20 protein-coding genes are annotated in these 23565 nt (G+C 69.2%); 16 read left to right on the forward strand and 4 right to left on the reverse strand.

What is annotated here, in order from left to right:
• Positions 1-20 precede the first annotated feature (20 nt).
• From AC1M14_RS08945 to AC1M14_RS09005, 13 genes are all read left to right on the forward strand, one after another.
• The gene (locus AC1M14_RS08945; RefSeq protein ID WP_102772842.1) at positions 21-989 is read left to right on the forward strand and encodes a Bug family tripartite tricarboxylate transporter substrate binding protein; all 969 of its coding nucleotides are present in this window, start codon (positions 21-23) and stop codon (positions 987-989) included.
• Positions 990-993: 4 nt separating this feature from the next.
• Positions 994-2181 (forward strand): acyl-CoA dehydrogenase family protein, encoded by a 1188-nt coding sequence (locus AC1M14_RS08950; RefSeq protein WP_102772405.1) that lies wholly within the window; start codon positions 994-996, stop codon positions 2179-2181.
• A 5-nt stretch (positions 2182-2186) separates the two neighbouring features.
• Positions 2187-3209 carry an acyl-CoA dehydrogenase family protein gene (locus AC1M14_RS08955; protein WP_111824659.1) on the forward strand — a complete coding sequence of 341 codons (1023 nt, stop codon included), beginning with the start codon at positions 2187-2189 and terminating at the stop codon, positions 3207-3209.
• Between the two features lie 67 nt (positions 3210-3276).
• Positions 3277-4047, forward strand: a complete 771-nt coding sequence (locus tag AC1M14_RS08960) for a class I SAM-dependent methyltransferase (protein ID WP_102772403.1) — start codon at positions 3277-3279, stop codon at positions 4045-4047.
• Positions 4048-4122: 75 nt separating this feature from the next.
• Entirely contained in the window at positions 4123-5130 is a 1008-nt protein-coding gene (locus tag AC1M14_RS08965) for a zinc-dependent alcohol dehydrogenase family protein (protein WP_479731426.1), read from the forward strand.
• Between the two features lie 117 nt (positions 5131-5247).
• Positions 5248-6000 carry a GntR family transcriptional regulator gene (locus AC1M14_RS08970; protein WP_102772401.1) on the forward strand — a complete coding sequence of 251 codons (753 nt, stop codon included), beginning with the start codon at positions 5248-5250 and terminating at the stop codon, positions 5998-6000.
• Positions 5951-7264, forward strand: a complete 1314-nt coding sequence (locus tag AC1M14_RS08975) for a malonyl-CoA decarboxylase domain-containing protein (RefSeq protein ID WP_168202096.1) — start codon at positions 5951-5953, stop codon at positions 7262-7264. The genes AC1M14_RS08970 and AC1M14_RS08975 overlap by 50 nt, the downstream gene beginning before the upstream one ends.
• A gap of 40 nt (positions 7265-7304) precedes the next feature.
• Complete coding sequence (locus AC1M14_RS08980) at positions 7305-8096, forward strand: enoyl-CoA hydratase/isomerase family protein (protein ID WP_102772400.1); 792 nt, start codon at positions 7305-7307, stop codon at positions 8094-8096.
• A 5-nt stretch (positions 8097-8101) separates the two neighbouring features.
• Positions 8102-9643, forward strand: a complete 1542-nt coding sequence (locus AC1M14_RS08985; protein WP_479731427.1) for a malonate--CoA ligase — start codon at positions 8102-8104, stop codon at positions 9641-9643.
• A gap of 135 nt (positions 9644-9778) precedes the next feature.
• Positions 9779-10750, forward strand: a complete 972-nt coding sequence (locus AC1M14_RS08990) for a Bug family tripartite tricarboxylate transporter substrate binding protein (RefSeq protein WP_102772398.1) — start codon at positions 9779-9781, stop codon at positions 10748-10750.
• A 79-nt stretch (positions 10751-10829) separates the two neighbouring features.
• A complete protein-coding gene (locus AC1M14_RS08995) occupies positions 10830-11330 on the forward strand; it encodes a sigma-70 family RNA polymerase sigma factor (protein WP_102772397.1) in 501 nt (166 codons plus the stop codon).
• Positions 11324-12292, forward strand: coding sequence for a FecR domain-containing protein (locus AC1M14_RS09000; protein ID WP_479731428.1), 969 nt, complete (start codon positions 11324-11326; stop codon positions 12290-12292). Before AC1M14_RS08995 ends, AC1M14_RS09000 begins: the two co-directional genes overlap by 7 nt.
• Positions 12293-12391: 99 nt before the next feature.
• A complete protein-coding gene (locus AC1M14_RS09005) occupies positions 12392-14860 on the forward strand; it encodes a TonB-dependent siderophore receptor (RefSeq protein WP_479731429.1) in 2469 nt (822 codons plus the stop codon).
• Positions 14861-14867: 7 nt separating this feature from the next.
• Here AC1M14_RS09005 and AC1M14_RS09010 read toward each other — a convergent pair whose 3' ends face one another.
• Positions 14868-15824, reverse strand: a complete 957-nt coding sequence (locus AC1M14_RS09010) for an aldo/keto reductase (protein WP_102772839.1) — start codon at positions 15822-15824, stop codon at positions 14868-14870.
• Positions 15825-16002: 178 nt separating this feature from the next.
• Between AC1M14_RS09010 and AC1M14_RS09015 the strand changes: the two genes are divergently transcribed.
• The 3 genes from AC1M14_RS09015 (at position 16003) to AC1M14_RS09025 (ending at position 19046) form a co-directional block, all read left to right on the forward strand.
• The gene (locus tag AC1M14_RS09015) at positions 16003-16974 is read left to right on the forward strand and encodes an ABC transporter substrate-binding protein (RefSeq protein ID WP_102772395.1); all 972 of its coding nucleotides are present in this window, start codon (positions 16003-16005) and stop codon (positions 16972-16974) included.
• Between the two features lie 266 nt (positions 16975-17240).
• A complete protein-coding gene (locus AC1M14_RS09020) occupies positions 17241-18122 on the forward strand; it encodes an ABC transporter permease (RefSeq protein WP_102772394.1) in 882 nt (293 codons plus the stop codon).
• Between the two features lie 129 nt (positions 18123-18251).
• Positions 18252-19046 carry an ABC transporter ATP-binding protein gene (locus AC1M14_RS09025; RefSeq protein WP_102772393.1) on the forward strand — a complete coding sequence of 265 codons (795 nt, stop codon included), beginning with the start codon at positions 18252-18254 and terminating at the stop codon, positions 19044-19046.
• Positions 19047-19064: 18 nt separating this feature from the next.
• Here AC1M14_RS09025 and AC1M14_RS09030 read toward each other — a convergent pair whose 3' ends face one another.
• From AC1M14_RS09030 to AC1M14_RS09040, 3 genes are read right to left on the reverse strand one after another with little or no spacing between them, the layout of a single operon-like run.
• The gene (locus AC1M14_RS09030; RefSeq protein WP_479731430.1) at positions 19065-20309 is read right to left on the reverse strand and encodes an NAD(P)/FAD-dependent oxidoreductase; all 1245 of its coding nucleotides are present in this window, start codon (positions 20307-20309) and stop codon (positions 19065-19067) included.
• 60 nt (positions 20310-20369) lie between these two features.
• Positions 20370-22013, reverse strand: a complete 1644-nt coding sequence (locus AC1M14_RS09035) for an NAD(P)-binding protein (protein WP_479731431.1) — start codon at positions 22011-22013, stop codon at positions 20370-20372.
• Positions 22013-23524, reverse strand: a complete 1512-nt coding sequence (locus AC1M14_RS09040) for a polyamine aminopropyltransferase (protein ID WP_111824667.1) — start codon at positions 23522-23524, stop codon at positions 22013-22015. The genes AC1M14_RS09035 and AC1M14_RS09040 overlap by 1 nt, the downstream gene beginning before the upstream one ends.
• Positions 23525-23565 lie beyond the last annotated feature (41 nt).

A 23565-nucleotide genomic window follows, 5' to 3' on the forward strand; every position in this document is an offset into this window, starting at 1 on the left:
GAGACATGATGAAGCAAAGCATGATGAAGAAACTGCTGGCCGGCGTGGCGCTGGCCTGCCTGGGCGCCGCCGGTCCGGCGCTGGCCCAGGACGACTATCCCAATCGCCCCGTGCGCATCGTGGTGCCGTTCTCGCCGGGCGGCGCGGCCGACATCATGAGCCGCGTGCTGGCCGAGAAGCTCGGCGCCAGGCTGGGCCAGCCGGTCATCGTCGAGAACAAGCCCGGCGGCGGCACCATGATCGCGTCCGACTACGTGGCGCGCGCCGCGCCCGACGGCTACACCCTGCTGATGGCGGCGTCCTCGCTGGGCATCGCGCCCAGCATCTACGCCAAGGTCAACTACGATCCCATCAAGGACTTCACTCCCGTCACCCAGGTGGCCTCGGTGGTGCACGTGCTGGAAGTGCATCCCTCCGTGCCGGCCAAGAACGTGGGCGAACTCATCGCCTACCTGAAGGCCAACCCGGGCAAGGTGAGCTACGGCTCGGTGGGAACCGGCAGCTCCACCCACCTGGAGGCCGAACTGTTCAACAGCATGGCCGGCGTGCAGATGACGCACATCCCGTACAAGGGCAGCTCGCCGGCCCTGAACGACCTGGTGGCCGGCCGCCTGCAGGTCATGTTCGATGCCTGGGCCTCGTCCGGGCCTTTCGTCAAGGACGGCAAGCTGCGCGCGCTGGCGGTGACCACCACCAAGCCCTCGGCTTCGGTGCCGGACCTGCCGACCGTGGCGGCCTCGGGCCTGCCCGGCTACTCCGCCATGCCGTGGCTGGGCCTGGTGGCGCCGGCCGGCACGCCGCAGCCGGTGGTCGACAAGCTCTACCAGAACCTGGCCCAGATCCTGCAGCAGCCCGAGGTCAAGACGCAGTTCGTGGGGCTGGGGCTGGACATCATCGGCAGCGATCCCAAGACCTTCGCCGCCTTCATCCGCCAGGACGTGACGACCTGGGCCAAGGTCGCGCGCGATTCGAACATCCGCCTGGAGTAAAGGCATGACCCAGTTGGAAACCGCCGCGGCGGACGACGAGACTTTCCGCCGCGAGCTGCGCGCGTGGCTGCAATCGGCCTATGCGGACTTCGTCCGCGGCTGGCCGGGCGCGGCCGATCCGCGCGATCTGGACTTCCGGCGCGCCTGGGAGGACACGCTGTGCGCGCACGGCTGGTCCGGGCTGGGCTGGCCCAGAGAGTACGGCGGGCAGGCGCTGCCGCTGTCGCGCCAGGCGGTCTTTCACGAAGAGCATGCGCGCTGCGGCGCGCCGCTGGGCGTGAACCTGATCGGCCACGGCATACTCGCGCCCACGCTGCTGCATTTCGGCAGCGAGGAGCAGAAGCGCCGCTTCCTGCCCGGCATCCTGTCCAACCGCGAAGTGTGGTGCCAGGGCTATTCGGAGCCGGGCGCCGGCTCCGACCTGGCCTCGGTGCGCACCCGCGCCGAGCCGGCGCCGGGCGGCTACGTGCTCAACGGCCACAAGATCTGGACTTCGTTCGCGGATCGCGCGCAGCGCTGCTTCGTGCTGGCGCGCACCGATCCGCAGTCGGCGCGCCACAAGGGCCTGAGCTTTCTGCTGGTGGATATGCGCAGCCCGGGCGTGCGCGTCGAGCCCATCCGCCAGCTCACCGGCGAGGCCGAGTTCTGCGAAGTCTTCTTCGAGAACGTCCACGTGCCGCGCGAAGACCTGCTGGGCGAGGAGAACCAGGGCTGGAAGATCGCCATGGCCGCGGCCAGCTTCGAGCGCGGCACCTACTTCATCCCGCGCCTGGTGCGCTTCGCGCAGGAGCTGCAGCAGATACGCGAACTGGCGCAGCGCGCCGACGCCTACGGCCGGGTGCCGGCGGCCTCGGCCGCCGTGCGCCAGCGCTGGGCGCGGCTGGCCGCCGACAGCCACGTGCTGGCGCTGAAGTCGCAGCGCGCGCTGGCCGGCGCCATGCGCGGCGATCCGCCGGGACCGGAAGGCTCGTCCACCAAGATCCACTGGAGCGAGGCGCACCAGCGCCTGCTCGAACTGTCGCTGCAACTGCTGGGCGAAGCGGCCTGCGTGGCGGCAGGCCCGGCCGATCCGCGCGCGGCGGGGCTGGTGCACGCCTACCTGTGGTCGCGCGCCGAAACCATTTTGGCTGGCACTTCGGAGATCCAGCGCAACATCATCGCCGAGCAGATGCTCGGCCTGCCCAAGGCTTGAATTCCATGGACCTGCATCCGACCGAAGACCAGCGCATGCTGCAAGACGCGGCCCGGCGCTACCTGGCCGAACGCCATCCCCTGTCCACGGCCCGGGCCGCCTGCGAGCAGCCCGCGCGCACGCGCCTGGAACAATGGCGCGGCATCGCCGAACAAGGCTGGCCGGCGCTGCTGGCGCCCGCCGCGCACGAGGGGCTGGGCCTGGGCATGCGCGAGGCCTGGATCGTGGCCGAAGCCGCCGGCCGCCATCTGCTGGGCCTGCCGCTGGCGGCCAACATGACGCTGCTGCCCACGCTGTGCGAGGCCGGCGCGGGCGGCCCGGCGCCGCAATGGGCCGCCGCCATGATGGCGGGCGAAACCTATTACGCCGACGCCGCGCTGCGTCCCGACGGCTCGGCCTATGTCGAAGGCGCGGGCGAGGGCGTGCGCGCACTGGCCCTGCGCCGCACCGGCGAGGCCTCGCTGCGCGCCGAACTGCTGGCGCCGCTGGCGGGCGAGGCCGGGCTGGACCCGACCATGCCGGTGGCGCAGGCCGCGCGCGTGCAAGTGCTGGAGAGCGTCGAACTCGAATCGGCCCCCGGCGTCTGGGAACGCCTGCGCACGCGCCTGCGGCTCTTGCGCTCGGCCGAGCTGCTGGGCGCGGCCTCGGCCGCGCTCGACATGGCGGCGGCGTACGCGCGCGAACGCCGCCAGTTCGACCGCGCCATCGGCGCCAACCAGGCCATCAAGCACCGGCTGGCCGAAGACTGGATGGCCCTGGACGACGCCAGGCTGGCCGGCTGGGCGGCCGCGGCCGCGCTGGACGAGGCCGCGGCTTCGGCGCCGCGCGACGCCCTGTTCGTGCCGCTGCTGGCGGTCGAGGCCGGCAGGCGGGCCGTGCAGAACGCGATCCAGACCCACGGCGCGATGGGCGTGACTTGGGAATGCGACGCGCATCTGTATCTGAAGCGCGTGCTGCGGCTGGCGGCCAGCCTGGAGGCAGAGGTGTCCTGTGCGGATCTGCTGGAGCGGATCTGGGAGGCCGCCTGATAGGGTTCGGGTTTCGCGCGCGCGTGCACGCGAAACCCATCGGCCGGCGCCCGCCTACAATCGCGCCATGAAAAAATCCGCCTTCCCGTCCGAACTCGACCAGCCGACCCTTTCCGAAGTGGACGGCATCCGCTACCTCCACTTCAACACCGAATGGGTGCAGGGCGCCATGCGCATCAAGAGTCCCGCCGAGCTGGTGCTGGAGTACACCGCCCAGATGATGGCCTGGCTGCTATTCCTGGAGCCGCCCAAGGACGAGCCCATCGGCATGCTGGGCCTGGGCGCCGGATCGCTGGCGCGGTTCTGCGTCAAGCACACCCGCAGCCCGCTGCTGGCGGTGGAATGGAATCCGCGCGTGACCGCCGCCTGCCACATGTTCTTCCGCCTGCCCGGCGCCAACCGGCTCGAGGTCGAGCACGCCGACGCCGGCGTCTGGGTGGCCGACCCGCTCAACGCCGGGCGCTGCCCGGTGCTGATGGTGGACCTCTACGACGCCGCGGCCGAGGGCCCGGTGCGCGACAGCGTGAAGTTCTACCGCGACTGCCGCCGCGTGCTGGGCGAGGTCGGGGTGCTGGCGGTGAACCTGTTCGGGCGCCACGAGAGCTTCGGGCGCAACATCGACAACCTGTCCAAGGCCTTCGACGACCGCGTGCTGCTGCTGCCGGAAATCGACGCGGGCAATCAGATCGTGCTGGCCTTCTCCGGCCCGGCCCTGGCCATCACGCCGGCGCAGCTGCTGGCCCGCGCCGAAGCGGTGGAGGCGCGCTACGGCCTGCCGGCGCGGCGCTGGGCGCGCTCGCTGACCCGCCACGCGGTGGACGGCGTGCTGCACTTCTAGGCCGTGCCGCTGATTGGCCGGGCTTCGTCCGAGGACTAGAATTTTCCATCGACGATCGCCACCAGGGGGTTACCCATGAACGCCATTCAACTGAAGCTGCCGGCCGGCCTGGACAATCTGACGCAGGTCCGGCTCGACGCGCCGCGCGCGCCGGCCGCCGGCGAGATCCTGGTGCGGATCCGTGCCAGTTCGCTGAATTTCCACGACTACGCGGTGGCGACCGGATTGATGCCCACCGAGGACGGACGCATTCCGCTGTCGGACGGCGCCGGCGTCGTCGAGGCGGTTGGCAAGGGCGTCACGGAATTCGCGGTCGGCGATCACGTGGTGTCCTGCTTCTTTCCGCTATGGGAAAGCGGCGCGCCCGCCATCGCGGATTTCTCCACCACGCCGGGCGACGGCGTGGACGGCTATGCGCGTGAAAAGGTCACGCTTCCCGCCACCTGGTTCACGCGGGCGCCCAAGGGATACAGCCATGCGCAGGCGGCCACCCTGACCACCGCGGGGCTGACCGCCTGGCGCGCCCTGGTGGTCGACGGCGGCCTGAAGGCCGGCGACAGCGTCCTGGTCATGGGCACGGGCGGCGTGTCGATATTCGCCTTGCAGATGGCCAAGGCAATGGGGGCCAGCGTCATCGCCACCTCGTCCTCGGCCGCCAAGCTTGAGCGCCTGCGCGCGCTGGGCGCCGATCATGTCCTCAACTACAAGGAAGTCCCCGAGTGGGGACAGGCGGTGCTCGACCTTACCGGCGGCAGGGGCGTGGACCACGTCGTCGAGGTCGGCGGCCCGGGCACCTTGCCGCAGTCGATCGCCGCGTGCCGCATAGGCGGGCACATCGCCTTGATCGGCGTGCTGACCGGCATGGCCGGGCCGATTCCCACGGCGCTGATAATGGCCAGGCAATTGCGGCTGCAGGGCTTGATCGTCGGCAGCCGGCAGGATCAGAAAGACATGGTCCGCGCCCTCGAAAGCACCGGCCTGAAGCCGCAGATCGACAGCACGTTCGAGCTGGCCGAACTGGCCGCCGCCTTCAGGCACGAAGCGTCCGGCGGGCACTTCGGGAAAATCGTCATCGCCATCTGAGCCGCGGCCGGACGGCAAGCTAGGGTAGGTCCCAGGGCGGCGGGGGCTTTACGGCCTGCGCGAACGGGGCCTATCATGGGCTTATTCATAATTATGAATTACAGGCAAGCCGCGCCCATGACCCAGCCCATTGTCCGCCAAGCGCTGTACCTGGAAGTCGCCGACCGGCTGCGCGGCATGATCCATGCGCGCTCGCTGCGCAACGGCGAATGGATAGACGAGCTGCGTCTGGCGGGCGAGCTGGGCATCTCGCGCACGCCCTTGCGCGAAGCCCTCAAGGTGCTGGCCACCGAAGGCCTGGTGCGGCTGGAGCCGCGCCGCGGCTGCTTCGTCAACGAGCTGTCGGCGCAGGACCTGGAAGACATTTTTCCGCTGATGGCCATGCTGGAAGGGCGTTGCGCATTCGAGGCCGCGCGCAAGGCCAGCGACGAACAGCTGGCGGCGCTGGAGCCGCTGCATGCGGCGCTGGCCGGCCATGCGCGGGCCGGGCGCATCGACGCCTACTACAAGACCAACTATCTGATCCACGAGGCGGTGCAGGCGCTGGCCGGCAATCAGTGGCTGTCGGACATGGTCGGCAACCTGCGCAAGGTGCTGAGCCTGTCGCGCCACCGCAGCCTGTCGCAGCCGGGCCGGATCGAGCAGTCCTGCGCCGAGCACCTGGCCATTTTCGAAGCGCTCAAGGCGCGCGACGGCGAGGCCGCGCAGGCGCTCGCGCATACCCACCTGATGCGGCAGCTGGAAGCGCTGCGCGCATTGAGCCTTGCGGAGGCCGGCGAGCCGGCGCCGCCGGAACCCATCGTCATCGAGGAGCCTGCCCATGTCCGCACCCGCCAATCTCGCACCCGCGCGCGGCGCGCGCACGCCTGAGCCCGAGACCGACGGCGCCGAGGAAGCCGCGGGCCTGATCACCCGGCTCGGCCGGCTCTGGGAGCGCGGCCGCCTGCCCAGCGAATCCGAAGTGCGCCGCCTGTTCGAGGCGCGCCTGACCGACGTGGCCGCCAACAAGCTGGCGCGCCGCTGGTGTGAGCAGTACGCCGCGGCTCAGTCCAAGGACCGCCGGCTGATGCTGGCCGCGCTGGCCCAGGTCCGCGGCAGTTTCGCGGAATCCGCCGGCGAGGGCGCGCGCCTGTTCAAGCGCTTCAACGCCCAGCCGCAGGGGCTGCGCTTCCTGGTGGAATTGCGCGCCGACATGCTGCGCTGGCGCAAGCAGGTCGCCGGCCTGCAGGCGCTGGACAAGGACCTGGAAGGGCTGCTGTCCGCCTGGTTCGACGTGGGCCTGCTGGAACTGCGTCCGCTGACCTGGGATTCGCCGGCCTCGCTGCTGGAAAAGCTGATCCTCTACGAGGCCGTGCACGAGATCACGTCCTGGGACGACCTGCGCCGCCGCGTGTCGCCGGACCGCCGCTGCTACGCCTATTTCCATCCGCAGATGCCGGACGTGCCGCTCATCTTCGTGGAAGTGGCCTTCGCCAGCCACATGGCCGACGACGTGCAGGTGCTGCTCGACAGCACGCTGCCGCCGCAGGACCTGGACAAGGCGCGCTGGGCCATCTTCTATTCCATCTCGAACACGCAGCCCGGCCTGAAGGGCATCAGCTTCGGCAACTTCCTGCTCAAGCGCGTGGTGGAGCAATTGCTGGACGAACTGCCCAAGCTCAAGTCCTTCGCCACGCTGTCGCCCATTCCGGGCTTCGCGGACTGGCTGGGCAAGCTGGAGGCCGATGCGGTCGAGGCCATCGTGCGCGAGGACAAGGCGCGCGCGCAAGCCCGCAAGCGCGAGGCCGCGCCCGACGGACAGCGCTGGGTCGCGCGCCTGGCGCGGGCCGCCCAGGGCAAGGCGCCGGACGTGGTCAAGCGGGCCGGACTGCGGCTGGCGGCCAGCTATCTGCAATCCATGAAGAACGGCCAGCCGCTGGACCCGGTGGCGCGTTTCCACCTGGGCAACGGCGCGCGCATCGAAAGGCTGAACTGGGCGGCGGACACCTCGCCCAAGGGGCTCAAGCAGTCCTGCGCCATGATGGTCAACTACCTGTACGACCTGGACGAACTGGACGACAACCTGGCCCGCCTGGGCGAGGGCAAGCCCCAGGTCAGCCGGGGCGTGGGGCGCGTGGCGAAACTACAAGATTGATCCGGTCCCGCGGCAGCCGCGGGACCATAGAGGAGGGGACATGACGGAAAACGCGGCTGGCCGCGTGCTGCTGGCGTGCGAGGGCCATCTGGCCTGGGTCACGCTGTCGCACCCGGGGCGCCTGAACGCCATCACGGTGGGCATGTGGCAGGAACTGCGCGAGGTCTTCGAAGACATCGCGGCCGACGACGGCGTGCGCTGCGTGATCGTGCGCGGCGCCGGCGGCAATTTCGCCGCCGGCGCCGACATACGCGAATTCCCGCAGCAGCGCGGCGACATGGCCGCGGTGCAGCGCTACCACCGCGAACTGCTGGCGCCGGCGCTGCGCGCGGTAGCGCTGTGCCCGCAGCCGGTGGTGGCGCAGATCGAGGGCGTGTGCGTGGGCGGCGGCCTGGAAATCGCCAGCCAGTGCGACCTGCGCATCGCCGGCAGTTCGGCGCGCCTGGGCGTGCCGATCAACCGGCTGGGCTTTCCCATGGCGCCCGACGAAATGAGCGGCCTGCTGGCGCTGGCCGGGCGGGCCGCGACCCTGGCCATCCTGCTGGAGGGCCGTGTATTCGGCGCCGAAGAAGCGCGCGAGCTGGGCCTGCTGACCCGCATCGTGGCCGATTCCGAGGTGGCCGACGCCGCCCGCCAGAGCGCCGAGCGCATCGCCCGCGGCGCGCCCCTGGCCGCCCGCATCAACAAACGCCTGTCCCGCAGGCTCGCCGCCGGCGGCGCGCTCAGCGAGGACGAATACCAGGATTACTTTTCCTACGCCGACAGCCGCGACCACAAAGAAGGCGTGCGCGCGTTCCTGGCCGGCACAGATCCCAACTTCTCCGGAGACTAGACAAGGTGAGCAACGCTAATCTATATGCCGTGCTGGAAGGCGGCTTTCCCGCGGACCGCAGCAAAGTCGCGCTGGAAACCCCCGAGCTGAAATACACCTGGGACGACATCGACCGCGCCACCGCGTGCCTGGCCAATCTGCTGGCCTCGCTGGACCTGCCCGACGGATCGCGCGTGGCGGTGCAGGTGGAGAAGTCGCCGGAAGCCTTGCTGCTGTACCTCGCCACGCTGCGCGCCGGCCTGGTGTACCTGCCGCTGAATACCGCCTACCGCGAATCGGAAATCGAATACTTCCTGGGCAACGCCGAGCCGGCCGTGGTGGTCTGCGCCAGCAAGAACCTGGAATGGGTGCGCCGCGCCGCCGACAAGGCCGGCTGCGCGCACGTCTACACGCTGGACGAGGACCGCACCGGCACCTTGCTGGAGGCCGCGGGCGGCCTGTCGCAGCGCTTCGAGACCGTGGCGCGCGAGCCCGACGACCTGGCCGCCATCCTGTACACGTCCGGCACCACCGGGCGCAGCAAGGGCGCGATGCTGTCGCACGGCAACCTGGCCGCCAACGCCCGCGTGCTGCACGACTACTGGGGCTGGCGCAGCGACGACGTGCTGCTGCACATGCTGCCCATCTTCCACGTGCACGGCCTGTTCGTCGCCTCGCACGGCGCGCTGCTGGCCGGCGCGAAGATGATCTGGCTGCCCAAGCTGGACGCCGACCAGGCGCTGCGCTACCTGCCGCAGAGCACGGTGATGATGGGCGTGCCCACCTACTATGTGCGGCTGCTGGCCGACCCGCGCTTCGACCGCAAGGTCTGCGCGCGCATGCGCTTGTTCATCTCGGGCTCGGCGCCGCTACTGGCCGAGACTTTCTCGGAGTTCCAGAAACGCAGCGGCCACGCCATCCTGGAGCGCTACGGCATGAGCGAAACCGTCATGCTGACCTCCAACCCCTACGATCCCGCGCTGGGCGAGCGCCTGGCCGGCACCGTCGGCCGCGCGCTGCCGGGCGTGCAGGTCCGGGTGGTGGACGACGCGGGCGTCGCGCTGGCGCCGGGCGAGATCGGCAACGTGCAGGTGCGCGGCCCCAACGTGTTCTCGGGCTACTGGCGCATGCCGGAAAAGACCCGCGAGGAATTCACCGAGGACGGCTGGTTCAAGACGGGCGACGTGGGCCGCTGGGGCGGCGAATCCGCCGGTCGCGACGTGCCCGCCGATTACCTGTCCATCGTGGGCCGCAGCAAGGACCTGATCATCTCGGGGGGCTACAACGTCTACCCCAAGGAAATCGAGACCCTGATCGACGACATGCCCGGCGTGGCCGAGTCCGCCGTCATCGGGGTGCCGCATGCCGATTTCGGCGAAGCCGTGGTCGCCGTGGTGGTGCCCAGGAACGGCGCGGCGCTGGACGCGGACGCCATGCAGGCCGAGCTGAAGGCGCGCATCGCCAATTTCAAGGTGCCCAAGCGCGTGCACATCGTCGACCAGCTGCCGCGCAACACCATGGGCAAGGTCCAGAAGAACGTGCTGCGCGAAACGTACGGCACGTTGTGAGGCCGTCCGCCCGTTCCGAATCCTTCTTCCAGGAGCCCATGCCCAGATAAAGCCCCAAAGATCGAGCAGCATCATTCCATAAAAAAACCGGAAGACCCCAAGGGGCTTCCCCGAGCTGCAGCAAGAGGAGACAAAATGAAATATCGCACTATCGCCGCGGCCTTGGTCGCCGTCTGCGCCGCGGGCTACGGCGGCGCGGCCGCCGCCCAATGGCCGGAACGTCCGATCACGCTGATCGTGCCGTTCCCGGCCGGCGGCGGCACCGACACCTTCGCCCGTCCGCTGGCCCAGCAACTGACCACCCAGCTGGGCCAGACCGTGGTCATCGACAACAAGGGCGGCGCCGGCGGCACCGTGGGCGCCGGCGTGGCGGCCAAGGCCAGGCCGGACGGCTACACCTTCTTCATGGGCGGCGCCCACCACGCGCTGGCCCCCTCGCTCTACAAGAACCTCAGCTACGACATCCAGAAAGACTTCGTGCCGGTCGCGCTGGTGGCGCAGCCGCCGCAGGTCATCGTCATCAATCCGGGCAAGCTGCCGGTCAAGACCGTGCAGGAGCTGATCGCCTACGTCAAGAAGCGTCCGGGCGAAATCAACTTCGGCACCGCCGGCAAGGGCAGCACCCACCACCTGGCCGGCGAGCTGTTCGCGATGCAGACCGGCATCAAGCTGGTGGACGTGCCGTACCAGGGCGCCGGGCCGATGCTGTCGGCGCTGATCGGCGGACAGGTGGACCTGGCCTTCGACGGCCTGGGCTCCTCGGCCGGCCATATCCGCTCCGGCACGATCAAGCCGCTGGCGGTGGCCGCGGCCGAGCGCTCGCCCTCGCTGCCCGACGTGCCCACCGCCGCCGAGGCGGGCGTGCCCAACTACGTGGTCTCGACCTGGTACGCGATCTGGGCGCCCGCCGGCACGCCGCAGGAAGCGGTGGACAAGATGAGCGCCGAAATCACCAAGGCCTTGAACGCGCCCAAGATCAAGGAAACCTGGACCAGCAACGGCTCGGCCGTGCCGACCTTGACCGGACCGGCGTTCGGCAAGTTCGTCGACAGCGAAGTCGAACGCTGGGCCAAGGTGGTGAAGGACTCGGGGGTGAAGCTGGATTGAGGCATGCGCGGGCCGGATTTTGAATTAATATTGATAATCGTTATCAATTTTGAATTTGCGGTCCGGCCCGTCGAATGCCATGAGTCACAGCGGAACCCCAGCGCCCGTCGAAGGGCTCTACATACAGCATCAGTCATGGCTGCGCGACTGGCTGCGCCGAAAGACCGGCTGCCCCTTCGACGCGGCGGACCTGACCCACGATACCTACCTGAAAGTGCTGGTGCGCGAGGACGACACGCGCAGCCTGCGCGAACCGCGCGCCTATCTGACGACCATCGCGCACGGGCTCATGGTCAACCTGTTCCGCCGCCGCGACATCGAGCGCGCCTACCTGGACAGCCTGGCGTCGCTCGGAGAGGCGGCCGCGCCGTCGCCCGAGCGCCGGGCCCTGGCCCTGGAGGCCCTGATCGAAATCGACCGCCTGCTCGACGGCCTGCCGCCCAAGGTGCGCAAGGCGTTCCTGCTGGCGCAGCTGGAAGGGCTGCGGCACGCCGAGATCGCCGGACGCATGCAGGTGTCGGTCAGTTCGGTGCGCCAGTACCTGGCCCGCGCCATGCAGCATTGCCTGGCGGCATGGTGAGCGGGCGCGCCACGGGCCCGGCCGAGCTGCCGGCGTCGGTCATCCGCGAGGCCAGCCTCTGGTTCGTCCGCCTGGGCGCCGATGACGCCACCGCGGAGGACGGCGCCGCCTGCCGCCGCTGGATAGAAGCCAGCCCGGCGCACCGGCAGGCCTGGGAGCGCGTGGAAATGCTGGGCCGCCAGTTCGGCCTGATAGAACCGCACGCAGGTCTCGCGGCGCTGGAACGCACGCCCCGGCGCGGCCGGCGGCGGGCGCTGAAGGCCTTGTCGCTGGTGCTGGGCGCGGGCGGGCTGGCGGCGGCGGGCCTGCCCTGGACGGAATGGACTTCCGACTACGCCACCGCGGTCGGGCAGCGGCGCAGCGCGACGTTGCCCGACGGCAGCGTGCTCACCCTCAATTCCGACAGCGCCGCCGATCTGCGCTTCGATGCGGCGCGGCGCCTGGTCGTCCTGCGCCGCGGCGAACTGCACCTCGCCTCGCACGCCGATGCGCTGGCGCCGCCGCGGCCGCTGGCCGTGTCCACGCCGGCCGGCCGCGTCACCGCGTTGGGAACCCGATTCACGGTCCGGCTGGCCGATGAAGGCGCATGGATCGCCGTGACCGAAGGCGCCGTGCGGATCGAACCGGCGGCGGACGGGGGCGCGGCGCGCCTCCTCCAGGCGGGCTCGGGTGCGTACTTCGACCGGCGCGCGGTGCAGCCGGCCGTCCCTGTCGCGCAGGCCGAGGACTGGCTGCACGGCGCGCTGTACGCCGACGGCATGCGGCTCGATGCCTTCGTCGAGAAACTGGCCCGCTACCGGCCCGGCAGGCTGGCCTGCGATCCCGCGGTGGCGGCGCTGCGCATTTCCGGTTCGTTCCCGCTGGACGACACCGACCGCGCCCTGGCCGCCGTGGCGCGCACGCTGCCGGTGCGCGTGGAACGCCATACGCGCTATTGGGTGGTGCTGCGGCCGGCAGGCTGATCCGGCCGGCGTCGCCTGCCCGGTGGAACGGCTGTCACTTTCCGGTTTTCGATTGGCATACAGGTGAAGCATCGAATTACTTCGCCTGGAACCAACGATATGTCTCTGCCTTTTTCCTCCTCCCGTCCCGTCGCGCCGGCGCGCCCGCGCATGCAGGCCCTGGCCGCGCTGGCGCTGGCCGCGGCCGCCGGCGCCGCGGTCCTGCCCGCGCTGGCCCAGCCTGCGGGTGCCGTGCCGGCGCTGCATTCGGTGGACGTGCCGGCCGGCGCGCTCGGCGCGGCGCTGTCCGGTTTCGCCCGGCAGGCCGGCGTGCTGCTGTCCTTCGACCCGGCGCTGGCCGCGGGCATGGAGACCGCCGGGCTGCACGGCGCCTATGGCGTGGAGCAGGGCTTCGCGGCGCTGCTGGCCGGCACCGGCCTGCAAGCCGTGCGCCGCGCCGACGGCGATTATCTGCTGCAGCATGCCCCCGGCGCGCAGACGGCCGAACTCGACGCCGTGGTGGTGCTGGGCGCCGGCGCAACCACCGAAGGCAGCGGCTCCTATACCGCGGACTGGATGCGGTCGGCCAACGGCCTGGTGCTGACGCAGCGCGACACGCCCCAGTCCACCAGTATCGTGACGCGCCAGCAGCTCGACGATCAGGCCATGGGCAGCGTGCGCGACGTCATGGAACACGCCACCGGCATGAACGTCCAGCAAAGCGAGACCGACCGGCTCAGCTATTATTCGCGCGGCTTCCAGATGGACACCATGCAGTTCGACGGCGTGGTCAAGCCGCTGGACAATACCTACCAGTTCGGCGAAGGCAATCTGGACCCGGTCATCTATGACCACGTGGAAATCATCCGCGGCGCGACCGGCCTGATGAGTGGCACCGGCAATCCGGGCGGGTCGGTCAATTTCATTCGCAAACGGCCGACGCGCGAGTTCCAGGGCAGCCTGAGGGCCATGGGCGGCAGCTACGACACCTATCGCGGCGAGGTCGATTTGTCGGCGCCGCTCACCGGTTCGGGCGCGGTGCGCGCCCGCGTGGTCGGAGCCAAGGAGCGGCGCGGCGATACCCTGGATCTCTACAGCAAGAAGCGCGACGTGGCCTATGGCATCGTCGAGGCGGACATCGCCGAATCGACCACGCTCAGCGCCGGCGCGTCCGCGCAGCGCTCGCGTCCCAAGGGCGTGATGTGGGGCGGCCTGCCGATATTCGACACCAACGGCGAGCAGGTCGATTGGCGCAAGGGGCAGACGGTGGGCGCCAAGTGGACCACCTGGGACACCGACTCCACCGAATACTTCGCCCAGCTCGAACATGGTTTCGCCAACGGCTGGGAAGGCCGCCTGTCGTATTCGCGCCTGGACAACGATTTCGACGCCTCGTTGCTGTTCGCCGCGGACTTCCCGGTCGACGCCGAAACCGGCTATCTGTCTGGCACGCCGACCCTGCGCAAATACCGCGGCAATAGCGAACAGGACGTCTACGGAGGCTCTCTGAACGGCGACTTCGGCCTGTTTGGCGCAACGCATGAATTCAATCTGGGCTTCTCGCATTCCAGGACGCGCAGTCGCACCAAGGGCTGGAACTCTTCCGACCAGGCGAGCTATCCGATTCCCAACATCCATGACTGGAGCGGCGACTGGCCCGAACCGGTTTGGGACCAGGCGGTCTCGGACCAGCAGCTGCGCACCACGCAGACCGGCATTTTCGGCACGGCGCGTTTCAATCTCGCCAGCGGCCTGCATCTGCTGGCGGGGGCGCGCTGGACGCGCTGGGAGGCCGACGAATACCGCTGGAACCAATGGTCCCCGGAGGCGGTCCCGACCACGCTGTCGCAATCGCAGCGCTATTCCGAACTCACACCTTACCTGGGCGTGACCTACGATCTCGACGACACCTATACCGCCTATGCCAGCTATACCAACATCTTCCAGCCGCAGATGTACAAGACCCGAGACTGGGAAATGACCGGCCCGGCCTACGGCCACAACTACGAGGCGGGCATCAAGGCGTCTTACCTGGAAGGCCGCCTGAACGGTTCGTTCGCCGTGTTCCAGACCAACCAGAAGGACGTGGCCGAATACGGCGGCTTCGACGTCGCGCGCAACGAGTCCTGGTACGAGATGCTGGACGGCACCCGCACCCGCGGGTTCGAACTGGAACTGGCCGGCGAAATGACGCCCGGCTGGAACCTGTTCCTGGGCTATACCTACCGCGTGTCGAAGGATAACCAGGGCAGGAAGGTTCAGACCACGCAGCCCGAGCAGATGCTGAAGGTCAGCACCGCCTACCGGTTGCCGGGCGTCCTGAACAGGCTGGTGGTGGGCGGCGGGGTGCGCTGGCAGAGCCGCACCCGGGCGCTGGGGTACTACGGGGAGCAGTCCGCCTCGGTGGAGCAGGCGCCGTATGCGCTGTTCGACCTGATGGCCCGCTACGACCTGGGGCCGCAGACCCAGCTGCAGTTCAACGTGAGCAACCTCGCGGACAAGCGCTACTACCGCGCGATGGGTTTCTACAACTCGGTCTATTACGGCGAGGGCCGCACCGCGCTGGTCACGCTGACCCAGCGCTTCTAGCGTCCGGTCAACGCCACTCGCTGGCCTGGCTGAGCTTGGCCAGTTGCTCGTGCGTCAGCGTCAGGCTGGCGGCCTTGACCAGTTCGTCCAGCTGGTCCAGCGAGGTGGCGCTGACGATAGGGGAGGTGATGCCGGGCTGCGCGATCTGCCAGGCCAGCGCGGCCTGCGCCGGCGTGCAGCCGGCTTCTTCGCAGACCTCGTCCAGCGCCTTCAGGATGCGCAGGCCGCGGTCGTTGAGATAGGTCTTGACGATCAGGCGGCCGCGCACGCTCTTGCCGGCGTCTTCCGGCGTGCGGTACTTGCCGCTGAGAAAGCCGCTGGCCAGCGCGTAATAGTTGATCGTGCCCATCTGCTGCGTCTTCACCAGGCTTTGCAGCCCGGATTCGAAGGTCTCGCGGCGGTACAGGTTGTATTCGGGCTGGATGCTCTCGTAGCGCGGCAGGCCGTGCCGCTCGCTGGCGATCAGCGCTTCCGACAGGCGCACCGGGGTGTAGTTCGAGGCCCCGATGGCGCGCACCTTGCCGGACTCGATGTGTTTGGCGTATTCGGCCAGCGTGTCGGTCAGGGGGGTGTCGGGATCGTCCTCGTGCGACTGGTACAGGTCCACGTAGTCGGTCTGCAGGCGCGCCAGCGACGCTTCCAGCGCGCGGCGGATGTAGGCCGGCGCCAGCCCCTTGGCGTCGGGTCCCATCTCCATGCCGACCTTGGTGGCGATGAGCACGCGGTCGCGCTTGCCCGAACGCTTGAGCCATTTGCCGATCAGGGTTTCGGATTCGCCGCCCTGGTTGCCCTTGACCCAGCGCGAATATACGTCGGCCGTGTCGATGAAATTCAGGCCTGCGTCGACCAGCGCGTCCAGCAGCGAGAACGTGCCGGCCTCGTCGACGGTCCAGCCGAAGACGTTGCCGCCGAAGGTCAGCGGGGGAATTTGCAGGCCGGAACGGCCCAGTGCGCGTTTGATCATGATGAGGCCTCTGTAGCGGTTGACGGGGCGCGGCGACATGTTTCGTCACAGGGATTCCCCGAAGTCATTTTGCTTGGCGGCAAGTTAGACTATACGGCTTTATCGTGGCCCGGCCGGCGGGTAGCCGCCGGCGGCGCCGTAATAATCGACAAAAACCAAGGGTTCAAGGAGCTTACCTATGCTGATCGGAAAAAAACATTTTCTGACGGTTGGCGCCATGGCACTGGCGCTGGCTATCGCCGCGCCGGTGGCCGCGCAGCAAAAGTCGGTGGCGGTCACCGCCATCGTCGAGCACCCGGCGCTGGACGCGGTGCGTGACGGGGTGCAGGACGCCCTCAAGCAGGCCGGCTACGAGCCGGGCAAGAACCTGAAGTGGCAATACCAGAGCGCGCAGGGCAACAACGGCACCGCCGCGCAGATCGCGCGCAAGTTCGTGGGCGACCGCCCCGACGCCATCGTCGCCATCGCCACGCCGTCGGCTCAGGCCGTGGTGGCCGCCACCAAGGACGTGCCGGTGGTGTATTCCGCCGTCACCGATCCGGTCGCCGCCCAGCTGGTTCCCGGCATGGAAGCCTCGGGCACCAACGTGACCGGCGTGTCGGACCTGCTGGCCCTGGACAAGCAGGTCGAGCTGATCAAGCGCATCGTGCCCAACGCCAAGCGCGTGGGCATGGTCTACAACCCGGGCGAGGCCAATTCGGTCGTGGTGGTCAAGAAGCTGCAGGAAATCCTGCCCAAGTCGGGCATGAGCCTGGTCGAGGCCGCCGCGCCGCGCTCGGTGGACGTGGCTTCCGCCGCCCGCAGCCTGATCGGCAAGGTCGACGTCATCTACACCAACACCGACAACAACGTGGTGTCGGCCTACGAATCGCTGGTCAAGGTCGGCAACGACGCCAAGATCCCCCTGATCGCCTCGGACACCGACAGCGTCAAGCGCGGCGGCATCGCCGCCCTGGGCATCAACTACCGCGACCTGGGCGTGCAGACCGGCAAGATCGTGGTGCGCATCCTCAAGGGCGAGAAGCCCGGCGCCATCGCCTCGGAGACCAGCTCCAAGCTCGAGCTCTACGTGAACCCGGGCGCGGCCGCCAAGCAGGGCGTGACCCTGTCCGACGACGTGCTCAAGTCGGCTGCGGTGGTCGTGAAGTAAACCGGAACCGTACAAGCCCCGCCATGCTCCAGCAGCGTGAGCGGGGTTTTTCTTGCGTTTTTGTCTAGCCTGTCTCCCCGGATGATTCTGAGTTTCGCCGGCGTACTACGCCCGGCGCGGGAGAGCTTTTGGCAGGAAACGAGAGAAAATCGCGATTCGGGAAACGTTTATTGCGAAAGCTGGGGTAAAACTGACCCGCAAACGCAAGAAGTCCGACGTTTCAACTCTTTAATATGCTCGTTTCTTACCTCATCTGGATTTGACCCATGTCATTGTTTTCGTTGTTGGGCGCACTGGAGATCGGACTGATCTTCAGCCTGGTGGCCTTGGGCGTGTACATCTCGTTCCGCCTGCTGCGCTTCCCGGACCTGACCGTCGACGGTAGCTTCCCGCTGGGCGGGGCAGTCTGCGCCACGCTGATCGCGTCGGGCACCGACCCGTTCCTGGCCACCGTCATCGCCACCATCGCCGGCGCCTGCGCGGGCCTGGTCACCGGCTGGCTGAACGTCAAGCTCAAGATCATGGACCTGCTGGCGAGCATCTTGATGATGATCGCCCTGTATTCGGTCAACCTGCGCATCATGGGCAAGCCCAACGTGCCGCTGATCACCGAACCCACCGTATTCACCATCCTGCAGCCCGCATGGCTGTCGGACTACGTCGCGCGGCCGCTGATCCTGGTCGTCATCGTGATCCTGGCCAAGCTCGCGCTGGACTGGTTCTTCGCCACCCAGACCGGCCTGGCCGTGCGCGCCACCGGCTCCAACGGCCGCATGGCCCGCGCCCAGGGCGTGAACACCGGCCGCATGATCCTGAGCGGCATGGCGCTGTCGAACGCGCTGGTCGCGCTGGCCGGCGCGCTGTTCGCGCAGACCCAGGGCGGGTCGGACATCTCCATGGGCATCGGCACCATCGTGATCGGCCTGGCCGCCGTGATCGTGGGCGAGAGCATCCTGCCGTCGCGCAAGCTGGTGCTGGCGACGCTGGCCGTCATCATCGGCGCCATCGTCTACCGCTTCTTCATCGCGCTGGCGCTGAACAGCGATTTCATCGGCCTGAAGGCGCAGGACCTGAACCTGGTGACCGCGGTGCTGGTGACGATCGCGCTGGTGATCCCCATGCTCAAGCGCCGTCTAGTCAGGAAGTAACCCCCCCGAAGCGCCTGCGGCGCCTCCCCCCTGGGGGGCGCCGCGCGGGGACCGGCAGAGCCGGCTCCCCGGCGGCCCCGATCGGGCCGTGCAGGGTTCAGGCGGTGAGTGTATTAATGGAGTACTGAAATGTTGTCCGCCAAAGATTTGAAAATCACGTTCAACGCCGGCACGCCCATCGAGACGCGCGCGCTGCGCGGCCTGTCGCTGGAAATCCCGCAGGGCCAGTTCGTGACCGTCATCGGTTCCAACGGGGCCGGCAAGTCCACCTTCCTGAACGCGGTGTCGGGCGACCTGTCGGTCGATTCGGGCCGCATCGACATCAACGGCGTGGACGTCACGCGCCAGCCCGTGTGGGCGCGCGCCGGCAGCGTGGCGCGGGTGTTCCAGGACCCCATGGCCGGCACCTGCGAAGACCTGACTATCGAAGAGAACATGGCGCTGGCGCAGATGCGCGGCGCGCGCCGCGGCTACAGCCGCGCGGTCAAGGCTTCGATGCGCGAGGGCTTCCGCGAACGCCTGGCCACGCTGGGCCTGGGCCTGGAGAACCGCCTCTCCGACCGCATCGGCCTGCTGTCCGGCGGCCAGCGCCAGGCGGTCAGCCTGCTGATGGCGGCGCTGCAGCCGTCGCGCATCCTGCTGCTGGACGAGCACACCGCGGCGCTGGACCCGCGCACCGCCGACTTCGTGCTGCAGCTCACGGCCCGCATCGTGGCCGAAAGCCACCTGACCACCATGATGGTCACCCACAGCATGCGCCAGGCGCTGGACGTGGGCGACCGCACCGTGATGCTGCACCAGGGGCAGGTGGTGCTGGACGTCTCCGGCGACGAGCGCCGCGGCATGGACGTGCCGGACCTGCTGCAGATGTTCGAGCGCGTGCGCGGCGAGAAGCTGTCGGACGACGCGCTGCTGCTGGGCTGACCGGCGGCCCGGGGCGGCCTACAGGAAGCGCCCCGGCCGGAAGGCCGCGTGGCGCGCCGCGTCGCCTTCGCCGGCCATCAATTCCCCCAGTATCCTGGCCGTGCCCGGCGCGGTGCTGAAGCCGATATGCTGATGGCCCAGCGCCAGCCACAGGCCGGGATGGCGCGGCGCCTCGCCTATCATCGGGCGGCTGTCGGGCAGGGTGGGGCGCCGGCCCAGCCAGGCGCTGGCGTCCAGCCGCCGGTCCAGCGGGAAGGCCTCGCGCGCGCGGGCCTCGGCCAGCTCCAGCTGCACGCCGCGCGCCGGCGCCTCGCAGGCGTCCAGCTCCACCCCCGTGGTCAGCCGCAGGCCGCGGGCCATGGGCGAGAGCACGTAGCCGCCGCCGGTGTCGTACACCGGGCGCGACAGGCTGGCGCCGTTCAATCCGCTGTAGTGCATGTGATAGCCGCGTTCGAACGCCATCGGCAGGCCGATGCCGGCCGTGGCCAGCAGGCTTTTCGACCACGGGCCCAGGGCCACCACCAGTCGGTCGGCCGATAGCGCGGCGCCGTCGCCCCGCACCGTCCAGCGTTGCCCGTCGCGGCCGATGGCGCGGGCGTTCAGGCGGGTATAGGCACCGCCGCGCTCGCGGTACAGCCGCGCGTAGGCGGCCGTGACTTCGTGCGGGTCGTCGACGGAATACGAGCCCTGTATCCATAGCGCGCGCGGAAAGATGGGCGCCAGCGCCGGTTCCATCGCGGCCAGTTCGGCGGCGTTCAGCGCCTGGGTCGGCACATCGAATTGCGCATAAGCGCGGCGCGCCGCTTCGGCGCCTTCCCAGGCCTGTTGCGAGCGGTACAGGAAGACCCAGCCGGTGTCGCGCAGGCGCGGCAAGGCGCCGGCCTCGCCCAGCAGGCGCAGGTGCTCGGGGGCGGACAGGCGGATCAGGCCGTCCAGCGCCGCGGCGGTTTCCTGGAACACGGCGGGCCGGGCGTTCAGCAGGAAGCGCGCGGCCCATCCCAGGTTGCGCGCCAGATAGCGCAGACGATAGCGGAATTGCACGCTGTCGTTTTTCAGCAGCCGCGGCAGCTGGGTCCACAGGCCGGGATGGTTGAACGGCATGAGCGAGCTGCGGGCGATCACGCCGGCATTGCCCAGCGAGGTTTCGCGCCCGGGCTCCTGCCGGTCGACCAGGGTGACCGACATGCCTCGGCGCAACAGTTCGAGCGCGCAGCACACGCCCACGATGCCCGCGCCGAGAACGATGACCTGCTTCGCTGCCATAGGGATTCCGCCAAAAGCCGCCGGGCCGCCGGCGGGACGCCGAATTGTATTGCAGCCCCCTCAGGCCGTGGGCGGCGCCTGCCCCAGGATGCGGCCGGCGGCGACCACGCCCCACCACGCGGCTTCTTCGAACACGGAATAGCCCGACAGGTCGGCATGCGCGAACAGCACCGGGCCGTCGACCTCGCGCAGCGCCGCCAGCCCGGCGTTGGACAGGTAGCCGCAAAGCGGCGAGGCCATCGCGTGGCCGCGCACCGTGATCTCCAGCGCCCGCGCGTTGCGCCAGAACGCCTTGCCGTAGGCCGCGATCAGGTCGGCGGCGGCTTCGTCGCGCAGGGCTTCGGGGCTGGCGGACGCCAGCCATTCGCGCGCGGCCCGCGGCGTCTGGCCGCTGAGCGCGTGATAGGCGCTGAACACGCTGCGCGGCGACGGCGCCACGCGCAGCAGCTGATGCGTGGACACGACGTAGCCCAGCGCGCGTCCGCCGTAGACCACGTTGTCCCAGGACAGCGGCTCGCCCGGCGCCTCGGCCGGGTAGCCGTCCATGACGAAGTTCGACACCATCCAGGGCGCGTGCGAGGACGCGTGCACGGCCGGGTCGTAGCCGTAGGCGCGGATGTCGGGCAGGATGCGCTGGGCCACGAACAGCGGCATCGCGCACACCGTGCGGCGGGTCTGCACGCTGTAGGCCGAGGCCGCGGGGCCGGGCGCGAGGCAGGTGACCAGCGGGCCGGCGGGCGTGTCCTGGACGCGCACCGCGGCGCCAGCCACGAGCCATCGGTCATGGCCCAGCTTGCGCGTGACCGCGTCGCGCAGCCTGGCCGCCAGCACCGACAGGCCGCCGGGCCAGGTCAGCACCGCGCCCTCGGCGGCGTTGGCCGCATGGCCGTCGCGGCTGGCGAAATAATGCAGGCCGGCCCAGGCCGAGACCACGTCGTAGCGCGCGCCATAGTCGTCGCGGCAGCAGTAGTCCAGATACCAGTGCAGCGCCGGCGAGGTATAGCCTTCGCGCTGCAGCCACTGCTTGAACGTGATGGCGTCCAGCGCGCGCCACGCGGGATCGCGCGACGACAGCGCCAGCGGAATGCAGAAGAGCTTGCGGCCGTCGCTGCCGGTGGCGCCGCGCAGGCGCTCGATCAGGGCCAGGAAGCGCCGGTGCTGGGCCACGTCCGCCTCGGGCAGCCCGGTCATGGGCAGCAGGCCGTCTTCCCAGCGGCCGTCGCGCAGCAGACGTTCCTGGGGCGAGTGCGCCAACACGGCCTCGTCGTAGTAGGGGCGCTCCTCGCCCGCGCCGCGCTGGATGACGCCGAAGTCGGCCAGCATTTCGCGCACGTGCGAGGACGCCAGCGACGGCAGCGGCAGGTAGTGCGCGCCCAGCGGATAGTCCAGGCCGTCGCGGCTGCCGCCGGCGGCGTTGCCGCCGAACTCCGGGCCTTGCACCACGATGAAATCGGTATGGCCTTCGCGCGCCAGTTTCCAGGCGCAGGACAGGCCGGCGACGCCGGCGCCCAGGATCGCCACGCCGTGGCGGCGCACGGACGCCGGCTGCGGCCAGGATGCGCCGTCGCGCAGCGCGTGGCCGGCCTGCATGCCGGGGTAATGCACCTGGGGCGTGGTCTCGACGATGCGCGAGCGCCAGTAGCCGGCGGCGGCGCCGGCGACCGCGGCCGTGCCCGCGCCCAACAGGAAGCTGCGGCGGCGCATCAGCGGATGACCTGGCGCCAGTCCTCGTCGAAATAGCGCACGAGCGACTGCTCATTCAAGCGGTTGGGCGGCATCGCGAGCGCCGGCATGTCGGCCGGGAAATGGAACAGCTCGCGCGTCGTGGCGGGGTCGAGGTAGCGCGTGGCCACTGTGATCTTCCCGGGCGGCGCGTAGTCGCGGCGCTTGCCCGCCAGGATGAATCCCCAGTCGCCGAAAGAGGGCACGTAGACGTGGTAAGGCCAGGTGTTCAGCCCGGCCTCTTTCAGCGTGGCGTCCACGCTCCAGAACGAGCGCGGCGCGAAGTAGGGCGAGGTGGACTGCACCACCAGATAGCCGTTCTCGGCCAGGTGGCGCGCCATCAGATGGTAGACGGGCACCGAGTACAGGCGGCCCAGGCCGAAGTTCGACGGGTCGGGAAAATCCACGATGATGAAGTCGTAGACCTCGGCATGGGTTTCCAGCCAGCGGCCGGCGTCCTCGTTGACGACGGTGACGCGCGGGTCGGTGAGCGAGCCGCCGTTCAGCCGGGTCAGCGGCTCGGAGCGCGAGAACAGGCCGGTCATAGCCGGGTCCAGGTCCACCAGCGTCACGCGCTCGACCTGCTTGTACTTGAGCACTTCGCGCACGGCCAGGCCGTCGCCGCCGCCCAGCACCAGCACGTTGCGCGCCCAGGGCAGGGCCTGCAGGCCCGGATGCACCAGCGATTCGTGGTAGCGGTGTTCGTCGCGCGAGGAGAACTGCAGGTTGCCGTTGATGTACAGGCGCAGGTCGTCGTGCCAGCGCGTGACCACCAGGCGCTGGTACGGCGTGGTTTCGGCATGCACCACCTCGTCGCCGTACAGGCCTTTCTCGGCCCAGGCCGTCATGTTGCCGGAATACAGAAAGCCCAGGCCCAGCAGCCCCATCACCACGCTGGCGCGGATGGCGCGCTCGCCGGGGCGGCGGACCTCGCTGCGGAACAGCCAGGTGGTCCACAGCGCCACGCCGGCGTTGAGCATGCCGAACAGGAAGCTGGTGCGCAGCAGCCCCAGCTTGGGCGCCAGCAGCAACGGGAACACCAGCGAGACGGCCAGCGCGCCCAGGTAGTCGAAGGTCAGCACGCGGCTGACGATCTCGCGGAACTCGGCCTTGCGCTGGTTGAACACCCGCATCACCAGCGGGATCTCCATGCCGACCATCATGCCGATGACGAACACGCCCACGTACAACGCGGCGCGAAACGGCGCGGACAGCCACGCGAAGACCAGGAACAGCACCGCCGCCGACACGCCGCCGAGCAGCGCGACCAGCAGCTCCACGTCGATGAATCGATTCAAAACGTCTTCGTCTTTTACATATTTTGACAACCACGAGCCTATGCCCATGGCGAACAGGTAGCAGCCGATGACGGAGGAGAATTGGAGGATGGAATCGCCCAGCAGATAGCTGGCCAGCGCGCTGCTGATGAGCTCGTAGCCCAGGCCGCAGGAAGCGACGATCAATACCGAAAGAATGAGTACGCGGTCGCGCATGGGATGTCCGACACGAAGAGCGTTCGCAGTATATCGAAGCC

The sequence above is a fragment of the Achromobacter sp. SX5 genome (genome assembly GCF_056711425.1).